General features: G+C 46.7%; 3 protein-coding genes and 2 pseudogenes. 1 reads left to right on the plus strand and 4 read right to left on the minus strand.

The features are described 5' to 3' along the window. Positions 1-187: 187 nt before the first annotated feature. The 4 genes and pseudogenes from dptH to EOJ37_RS13235 all read right to left on the minus strand — a co-directional run bounded on the left by dptH (position 188) and on the right by EOJ37_RS13235 (position 9,232). Positions 188-5,272: a DNA phosphorothioation-dependent restriction protein DptH gene (gene dptH, locus EOJ37_RS13220; RefSeq protein WP_127960371.1), complete on the minus strand. Its 5,085-nt coding sequence runs from the start codon at positions 5,270-5,272 to the stop codon at positions 188-190. Continuing rightward, the gene (dptG, locus tag EOJ37_RS13225) at positions 5,253-6,575 is read right to left on the minus strand and encodes a DNA phosphorothioation-dependent restriction protein DptG (RefSeq protein ID WP_127960372.1); all 1,323 of its coding nucleotides are present in this window, start codon (positions 6,573-6,575) and stop codon (positions 5,253-5,255) included. The genes dptH and dptG overlap by 20 nt, the downstream gene beginning before the upstream one ends. Before the next feature lie 4 nt (positions 6,576-6,579). Further along, the gene (dptF, locus tag EOJ37_RS13230) at positions 6,580-8,226 is read right to left on the minus strand and encodes a DNA phosphorothioation-dependent restriction protein DptF (RefSeq protein ID WP_127960373.1); all 1,647 of its coding nucleotides are present in this window, start codon (positions 8,224-8,226) and stop codon (positions 6,580-6,582) included. A gap of 193 nt (positions 8,227-8,419) precedes the next feature. Further along, positions 8,420-9,232 (minus strand): annotated as a pseudogene (locus tag EOJ37_RS13235) (IS5 family transposase). A gap of 75 nt (positions 9,233-9,307) precedes the next feature. On the opposite strand from EOJ37_RS13235, the pseudogene EOJ37_RS13240 reads away from it, so the two are divergent. After that, positions 9,308-9,730, plus strand: a pseudogene (locus EOJ37_RS13240) (IS4-like element ISAs18 family transposase); the annotation flags it as partial. Between the last annotated feature and the right edge of the window lie 127 nt (positions 9,731-9,857).

Here is a 9,857-nt window from a genome sequence, read left to right on the forward strand (position 1 = left end):
TTATCAAACAACATACCGGACTGAAAGACAGTATCGCCTCAAAGCGTAGACGGGCCGCCTGGTCTGCTGATTTTCGTAGCGAATTGATGTTTGGTTAAATTATATGCAAAGTGGAATCCCGCCCTGACTCGCAAGGTAAGTTCGCCGGATGTTTACCATCTAACACCTCCATAAATCATAACTAGAATCATATCAGCTCCCAAAAAGCCCGATCACGCATCTTATTAACCCGCTTATCCCCATCCACATACAGGCTAAAATGCTTCTCAAGTTGCCGAATCTGACCCATCAAAGACTCCTGCTCACCTTTATCATCAACGTTAAATACCGCCTTGATATCCGCATTTCTAATTTCAGAAACACGATGGATCACCCATGTTAAAATATAGGAAGCATAATTATTTTCCCCGGTCTTAAAGTGGGTTATCTCCTGCGTTGATAGGATCGCACCAACGCCATACTCACGGCCTTCTTTAAGGATCTTACGCAGGCTGGAGAAATCTTGGCGCATAAAGTTATCGGCTTCATCCACCAGAATCATTTTCGTGAGCTGACGGTAATCCCCTCGTACCACGGGTTTACCACGCTTTTGCATCTGCGCGTAAAACAGATCCAGCGTGAGTGCAACCACCAGGTTTTGCACTTCTGGCGGGTAACCAGCCAGTTCGATCACGGTGACGCCGTCAATCAATTCGTACAAGCTGGTCATCTTATCCGGGATAGTCTCGAATATCTTGTAACGCGCCAGTTTAGAAAGTGCTGCGTAAAGCGAGTCTTCTTCAACCTTTTCCTGATAGAGGAATCGCTGCCATACATCTTCAATTGTCGGCGCAGTCCTTGACCATGTTGTCGGATCTTCCGGCGAAATGCCTGCCGCTTCGTAGCATTCTAAAATCAGATTTTCTAATTTCAGCTGCTGCTTATGGCCCAGCCCATAGGCTTTTGCCATCGTTTCCGATAGTCCACCAGCGGTGTGGATTGGTAGCATTGGCGTGTCGCCAAATAGAGATAAGGGGTTGTAAGGCAGCTTAAATAACTTGTATTTTTGGGCCCTCGTAGCATCAATAAAAACCTCGTCCACATAGTCTGATTTGTAGTCGAAGATCAGCAAACCAATAGGTTTACCATCAACGTTACGGTACTGATTACGCATCAACTGTGTGACCAGCGATTTAGTAAACTGGGTTTTACCGGTGCCCATCGTTCCAATAATGCCGGTATTGGTATTCATGAACTTGGCGGTGTTGGTTGGCTCCCAATGTAACGGGCTCTGACGCGCAGCATTATGACCAAACAGGATCTGTAATGGAGTATCGCTAATATCAGGTGTCACCACCGGTACAGCAGGCTGTAAAGACTCCGACTCAGGTTCCGAAATGGACTGTGCAGCAGTCGGCGTTGTGACTTCTACCACGACTTCGGGTTGTGACGGACTGGCATCACACTCAGGTCCAAGCCGGTATTTTTCCGGCACCCGGTAACGCTCCGCCAACGGTGGTTCATCCCCCTGCGCCGCAATCAACGAAGGCAGCAGTGAATAAGGGATTTCTATTTGTAAAATATTCTCTGCTGTCTCTTTATAAGAGAGATCGAAGCAGGTTGCACTGTCCACATGCGCCACGACGAAGCCGTCTACATAGTCGGCCAACTCACCTAACTGATAGTCGCCCGTTAACCACCATTCACTTCGATCCAGCAAGTGAGCCAGTTTGTGGCTGTCCAGCACACCGTACAGACGCAATTTCTCCACCTGTATCAGCACTTGACGAATAAAGAGCGCCCGGTACAAATGTGATGCCAGCGTTTGTGGTTCCAGAATGTCCTGCTGTAAATAACGCTTCAGCTCACGAGCCTGTTGGCCTGCATAGCTGTAGTCCGGTCGCGCCCCGGTTTTAACTTCCAGCGGCAACAGATAGAGGCGGTCTTCTTTGAATCCCACAAAGAGCACATCATCAGAGATCGCTCCTTTACGATAACCCTGTAAATTTCTGGATAAATCGCTCTCTTTCATTTTCAGCCCGACATTGCCGGACACGCGGATCATTTCGGCCACCGATAGCGGAATCCAGCAAATATCGGACTGGTGCAGCATGGATTGCACAAATTTGTACGCGCCTATAATGCCGTGTTTCTCTTTACGCTCCCTTTCACTAGAGCGCAGCATTTTCAGCAGCCATTCGCCATTAAAGGCGTTAAATTCAGCCAGCAAATTCTGACTGTCAACAACAGGTTGCCCTGACTGATTTCCGGTCTGGAGCAACCGCAGGAACAAATCAACCTGCTTCGTGACGGTAACGGCATCGTAGCCTGCGCAACTGGTGTACTGGTCAGAATAGTGGATAAGTACCACATCTTTCTGATTGGTGAAAAAGTCGAGGGTGACTTTAGGATCAATGATGGTGGTCCAGAGAGCGCTGTTGTAAGAGTAATTGAGCAGCTGTTTAAAATTGCCACTCACGGCTAGGCCAATCCCTTGTCCATGATACTGGCTGTTGCTTTGACGTGCGGGTTGCCACAGGCAGCCGATTAGTCGGGCAAGACGTAGGGCGCAGTAGGACTCAGTATCCACATCACGCAGTCCAAACGCGGTAAAGTAAGCATCCCCCTGCGTTTCGGCCCCCTCCCCAGCGATCAACCCATGACACAATACCCCGCTGGACGCATCTTCAATACGGATCTGGCGGCAATCCACAGGTGCTGTATTGGTGAAAAATGCCAGATGCGCATAGGCCAGCTTGTCGCTTTCTGACGGCAGAACAAACTTGCTTAACGTTAACCGGCTACGCAGCAGGTCAATCAGCATATCGGCTTCCGCCCGCCATACGCCGCTGTTCAGATCGAGATCGTTTTTAAGCTGCTCATAGCTAACACTTTCTGCAAAGTGATCGAACATATTGGGTAGCAACTGTTTATCGTAGCAGTTCACATGAATCGAAATAGCGTGCTCTTTTTCTTGCTTAAAATATTCTACTAATCCCAGAAACAGTTCTTTGGCATTCCCTTGATTAATGGCATTGATAATCAACGCACTGTTTTCAGCGCTCTGGAACAACCGGGCGTAAGCGTCCGTGAACTCATTGAGTTTGTCTTTTACCAGACGTTTAACGTAGTCATGGCTGACCTGCTGCTGGGGAACCACATCAATCCAGAAGCGGTTTTCCTCCACCGGCTGTAGTTGCGCGTATCCATGCTCACTGTGATAAACAAATGGCATTAACCCGGAAACTATCAAGCGATCAAGGGTGATCGGCGGTAGTGTGGCAAATGAAGCCGAATCGTGCCGTTCCGACTCCGCAACGATAGTTTCTGCCAGCTGTAGATGGTAGGCCAGAACCAGAGGATGCAGCGGAGAGAGACGCTCATGGCTATCATTGCGGCAGATCCCCAGATGCAGAAGACGTTTCTCGTGCGCTGTCAGCGCTCTGCTCTGGCCGATTTGCTGGAGTGACTGCTCAAACGTAGTAATAATATAGCTAACTAGTGTGCGATATTCCGCTGACCACGACACCAGACTCGGTAGGGTGTTACGACGATGATAGTAGGCAAATAACTGCTCATAGGCGTTGTGGAGATCGGGGTAGCTGGCAAGAAGTTCATCCAGCGCAAACCCACTATCGTCACTTCCCGTACCCAGCAGACGTTGCTCAATTAATGAGGCTTCCAGTATCAACAACTGCTGGCGTACACCGACGACCTTGTGTTCAGTATTATCGAGTATGATGCGCCCTTTTAGTCGGTTCCAGGTTGCATTACTCTCTTCTTTGAATAACTTATTGAAACGACTTTGGTCAAAAAGCAACGGCAACGTTAGCCCTTCTTCTGCTCCCGGCCCCTCGATGTTAAACGACAGACGGGAATCACCTGAAACGAGCGCAAACTGAACCAGGTCACTTTGATTTGCCAGCGTCTCAAAATTCACCAGAGCATAATGCTGGCAGTCGATGTCTTCGCTCTCGTCATCCAACGTACAGGTAAGGTTGCCAGACTCGGCAATACGCAGCGTGTTATCTTCCAGTTGCAGGGTTATTTGATCTTTACCTGGCTCAACGCGGTAGCAGTGCTGAATATCGTTTAGCCAGAATTGCCCTTGTTCGACCAACAACAGGCGAAATTTATACTCTTCGGCTGAATTATTGCGGTTGGTCAGTTCGAGACTAAAGAAGCAGGGATGCCCGTCAAAAGGCACCGACGCCATAATGCGGGAAGTCTTGCCGCCCGCCCGGCTGGTGCGCCAGAAAGGTGCATTCTTTAACTGGCGATTATGGGCAATCTTTATCTGGTCATCCTGAAGATCATTACCCTGAAAACTGAACTCCAGCTCAGCCTTTGATTGCCCTGGCTGCGCCTGCACCAGCAGACTGATGTCACGTCTGCCTGCCCTACTGCAGCTTTTCGCCCGTTGCCAAACCTCGCCGTTTTTGACGGAGACGTTCTTCAGCACCAGTTTTTGTTCGCTATTTTGTTCTTTCTCTTTCCTATAGTCGGAGAAATCAAGCTCACGCCAGTCATTTTTATCGTAAAAATGCTCCTGAATGAATTTTGTACTGAACTCAGGTAGCACATTTTCCAGCTGTCCACTGTAGCGTTCAACACTATCTTCTATCTGGCGATATAATTTCCGGTTTTCATTCAGTCGGGTGCGTAGCTGCTTCTGGCTATAGTTCAGTAGTTCATCATCTTTAAACAGATGAAGCTCAGAGAAATCCAGATTGCCATCATCCAGCAAGCGATACAGCGACGAGAAACCGAATACGGTCGCGCCTTCATCCAGTACCGTTGCCAGTTGATCCTCCAGCAAACAGCGGGACAATTCCGAACGGTTACTATTAGTAGTAATGAGCTTTTCCAGTTGATGACTGAAAGTTTGTGGGTACCAGATAGCACCCAGTGCCGCCACGTCTTTCGTGCTGTTAATCAGGGTATCGAGCATACTGTTGTGAATAATCAACAGCGCTGTTTGGGCAAAAACGCCGCTGCGCCCTGCAACTTCATCGCGCAAATGAGAAATGTAGTTTTCTGTGAATGCTGGAGCCTCGGCTCCGTGCAGTACAGGAATAAGCTGAACACCATTGCAGGGGAGGCAATCAATATATTGCCCGGGCGCAATTTCCAACTGATTGCCGTCCGCCAGAGAGACGAATGCTTCCCAGAGTTTTAGGGCATTACTGGGATCGGGAGATTTGAACTGGTAGCGCTCGCCGGGCTGAATGATGCCACCCACCCACTCAATAAAGGTTTCTGCCAGATAGGTTTCATACTGTTTTACGGACATACACGGCGTCTCCACTATCACTCATTCGCTCTACATTTCCCATGCGTTCATAAAACGCCACCAGCGTTTGCGCCGACTGGTTGTCCAGATAAAAACCGCGCTGTTCAAAACCACGCAGCAGTTCATGCAGGCGGAGTTTGTCATTTTTGCCCACAGTGAGATTGGTCAGTAACAGAAGACGATCCTGATTCAGCACTAGCACTTTCCCTGCCCGACCACGGACCTGAATGAAGTCAGTACAAATCTGGTTTTCCAGCTCGCTAACGTATTTACGATTGACCGTCGCGCGGTCAGTTTTTTTACCCTGGAACTGTTCTACGGCAACGGATAAGAGCTGTTTGAAGGCATTTTCCAGGTTTGTTGCGCGTTCACGAAGCGAGAGGCCTCGATCCACAATAAAATCCTGCAAATAAACGTTAAGGTCATTAAGTACTCGGGCAGATGAGTCTGAATCATTCAGAGTGTCTTGATAAATCTGCCATAACGGACGCTTTTTCTGTCCTTTTCCCCACTGCAAAACCTCAAGTGCAGAGAGCACCGGGAACAGTTTTTTGCTCTGGCTAGCGAACAGCTTATAGCCATAACGTTTCACTTTTTCCCGTTCGGAGCTGGCTTTTTCGCTATCAAGAATAAAAAACAGTGATTTGCTTTGTGGTTCGCCATCCTGCCAGTTGTCCAGATTGAGCGCCAGTTGAGCGCACCAGCTAAAAGCGTACAAACGTAGGGTGTTGGCCAATTCCTGTAAAAGGTACTGTGGATGTTCTGCCAGAAATGCCAGATCAGACTGAAAACACGTTACCATATACGGAAGATACGGTTGCTCTTCGGCAAACGGTCCTTTCCCCAACAGCTTTATTTTTTCATTGAGCTTATTCAGCATTCGCTGCTCAATGAAGTTCAGTCTGTCCTGTATGGGATAACGAAGGCTGAAATCGCCCATCAAATTGGCAAACAGCGTGCCAAGTCGTTTATCTGCCGTTGAACCCGAACTTATTTTTTCACCATTAAACTGGGCGTGGAACAGTAAAAAAAGTGGGGAGACACGGAAAATATCCTGACTGGAAAAATACATCCGTTCTAGCACGGACCAGAATGCAGGCTCATCAAGCAGCTCCTGTAGATGTGTTTTACAATCTTCACGGAATTGATCAGGAGCGTAAGCTTCGATTTTGCGTTTCAGGGCGTAGCTAAGGACCAGACCGGTGACGAATTGCCAGCTAATATCGTTGTTTTTATTGCGTACAGGAAGGTAACTATCCAGTTGATTGTTAGCTACTTTTAACTCGATTGCGATAGGGTACATTCTGCTAACCCTTCATACTGCTAATAGTGATCATATCGTCATCCGCCTTTGCACGATAAACCCGTGGTCCGCCATCATAAAATTTGATTTCGCTGCTGGATTTAGCCTGCTCTGCGATCAACTCAACAATTTCATCCAGTAATACAATGGCATTTTTATCGTATTTATTCGGACGATAGCCATTATTCAACTTGTCCAATAATTCGAACAAATTAAGTCCGATATGGATAGACGGCAGTGGATTTTGCCCTACTTTTAAATAGACATCGAAGCCAGTTGAATGAGCAGTATGTTTATTACGAATAGAGTCCCAGTCAGGCTTTATCTCTACCGGCGCGGTTATTTTTACTCCACCAAACTCACCCAAAAAGAACTCTTCTTTGTGCATACTTAATTCAGGCGCTTTGCGGTTAGCGTAGCGCTGGATACCTGCTATAAGCTCAACAGTATAGAAGCGTTTCAGTGATCTTTTTTGCTCCGGATCTGCTGTGTAATTCCTATGCAAGTGCCAGATTTCTGAGTAACGTTCAAACAGTGATTCGTTAAAGAACGCAGAAAATCTCCGATGATAATCATTACCCAACGACTCGTGCTGCAACAACCAGAAAAGCCGGATCAACGAGGTTGCGTCACCAGACTTAACGCTCTGGCGATTAAACTTAATGCGCAACGGCTCAAGTGCGGCTAAAAAATCATTAAGATCAGCGTCAATCAGTCCCAGTTCATAGCGCAAAATAAACTGATCAAGTTCATAGGTGTGCAATCTAGCAGGATCAAAATCGGAAACTTTTTTAATCAGATCATTTTCTGCACCGGTGAAGAGGTTATCAAATAAGTAGCCAGGCCCCATCAACAGATGATGCAGAAAATCCAGCAGCGTTCGGGTCGTTACAAACTGGTCTTTAATTAATCGCGCTTTAAAGAGCTGCGTAATTAACACATTCTGCACGCCAGGCATGCAAAGCAATTTAAAGTTTGCGACCTCTTTTAGATCTGGGTTAACAGATTCATCGCGTCGAAGAATAAACTGAAATAAATTATTATCATCATGAGTTAAATTATATAATAATGTTTTAATAAATGATGAATATTGTTTATTTTCGTCAAACTGGAATTTAGGGTAATGTTCAAAATCAAAAAAAGAACAATTCTCGTTACGGTAAGGACGGCTTGCATCCTGCTGCCCTGATAAAAATGAGTCAATTGCAGACCGGATCACCCTGTGGCATTCAGCGCCTTCTCGGGCAAAGTTAACAAGCATTCCGGTGTTGATGCCAATGAGCAATGGAGATGACTGCTGATGATGATTAGCAAATAACTCATTCAAAGCATCAATGGCTGATTGTCGAGGGGCAAAGCTATGCGTTGCATCTAGGTGGAAACTAAATCGCCGCTGATAACGCGGATCTGATTGGCAACGGGTTAAAATTTCGGACTTCCCATCCCCGCTACTACCGCACAAAAAAATGATTTCCCCAGGTTTAGTAACATCTAAATAATGTTGTAATTCGGATTCAATGCTTTGTTTAACAAAGAGTTGTTCTTTCAGTTGGTCGAGCTCATCCTTCTGGCGATGTGTCACGGTGGTGACGGAAAGCGAAGATGACTTCGCAAGTACACCCAGTGCTTTACGTAATGTGATTGCGCTCATGAATTCATGTTCTCTAAAGTAAGAATTCGCCTATTGTATAAAAGATAACCCATGATATCTACAGGCACCTTGACACAATAATTTATAGCAATTTCAATATTATATACTATCTATCCGTACGGTGTCACCAATGATACAAAACACATCCAGAAACGGCGGGTCAAAACCAAAACCATCAACTAGGGTGTGTCCCTTAATTTGACAATCGCTTTAAAAATAACCGAATAGCACCCAGTTTCAACATGCTCAGGTAATTTCTGGCTGTTTTTTCCGAACGGGTAGCGATACGGCGATGTTCTTTAAGCTTGGCGAAGCAACGTTCAACGACATTACGCTTTTTGTACCAGCGAATATCGAGTTTTCGGCGTTTATCCTGACTGGCTTTTTCATTTGATTTAAAAGGGATAACCGCTCTTATCCCTTTAGTTCTCAGTCGATTACGCAATGCCTGACTTGAGTATCCCTTATCAGTCAACTCTGCTTTAGGCCGCGACTTCAGGTTCCCACTTTGTCGGATGATCCCAACCCTGCCAAGCAACGTTTCCGCGTATCTGCTCTCATCGGCTTGTCCACCACTCAGGCAACAACTCAGTGGTAATCCTGTGCTCTCTGTCGCCATATGGATTTTGGTACCAAAGCCACCTCGAGAGCGACCCAACCCATGACAACTGAGTTCATCGAAGTGTTTTTTTAGCGCGGGCAGCAGCTTTCAGAGCCCAAATGTGACTGCCATCCAACGCGATAGCGTCCCAGTCAATCAACATTTTCGTATCAAGTATATGAAGTAATTTTTTGAAAAAAAGTTTATTATTCCAACCTTGGACCACCGATTAAACCGGTTGTAAATTGTTTTCCAGTGACCATAACGTTCAGGAAGGTCTCGCCAGGGAGCACCTGAACACAGTATCCAAAATAGGCCATTCATCACTTTTCTGTGCTTAAGATAAGGACGACCGGCCTTAGAAAGGCTTCGCTCAGGCGGTAACAAGCTTAACCATCCCCTCATATGAACGAGGCATGGCAAGGCTTTTGAGGTATGATCTCCGTTATTGACCCGCTAATATCGAGCAGACAACCCCCTATGCTTAATCACGAAATAATCTTTAACCACATTGATGACATATTCGGACAAGACATGCACGCCAAGCGTGTCTTGTCGCTTGCCAATGCAACCCATGGGGTTATTGAGTCGGGCTCATTGGCCATCCATGCCATTGGCAATGGCCTCTCTTTGGCAAGCGGCCTTGAGCGAAAGCACGCTGTTAAGCAGGTTGATAGACTGCTCACCAACACCAAGCTCAATGTCTGGAACTTGTTTGATGACTGGGTTCCCTATGTGGTGGCCGACCGTACTGACATCGTCGTCTCGATGGATTGGACCGAGTTTGATGCCGATGACCACAGCACTCTGGTTATCAGCTTGCAAACCAGCCATGGACGCAATACACCACTCCTATGGCAAACCCACCAAAAATCCTTGCTTAAAGGGCAACGCAACGCACATTGTCACCGATCATGCAAAACTGATCCACTAACGATCATCGAAAACTGATCCACCTGATATCATCCGTGCTTTTTCTGTGCGGAGATTTATGTTAACGAAGGAGATGTTTGTGGATATTCATGTTCGC

It is taken from the genome of Serratia microhaemolytica (assembly GCF_004011885.1).
Classification (GTDB): domain Bacteria; phylum Pseudomonadota; class Gammaproteobacteria; order Enterobacterales; family Enterobacteriaceae; genus Serratia_G; species Serratia_G microhaemolytica.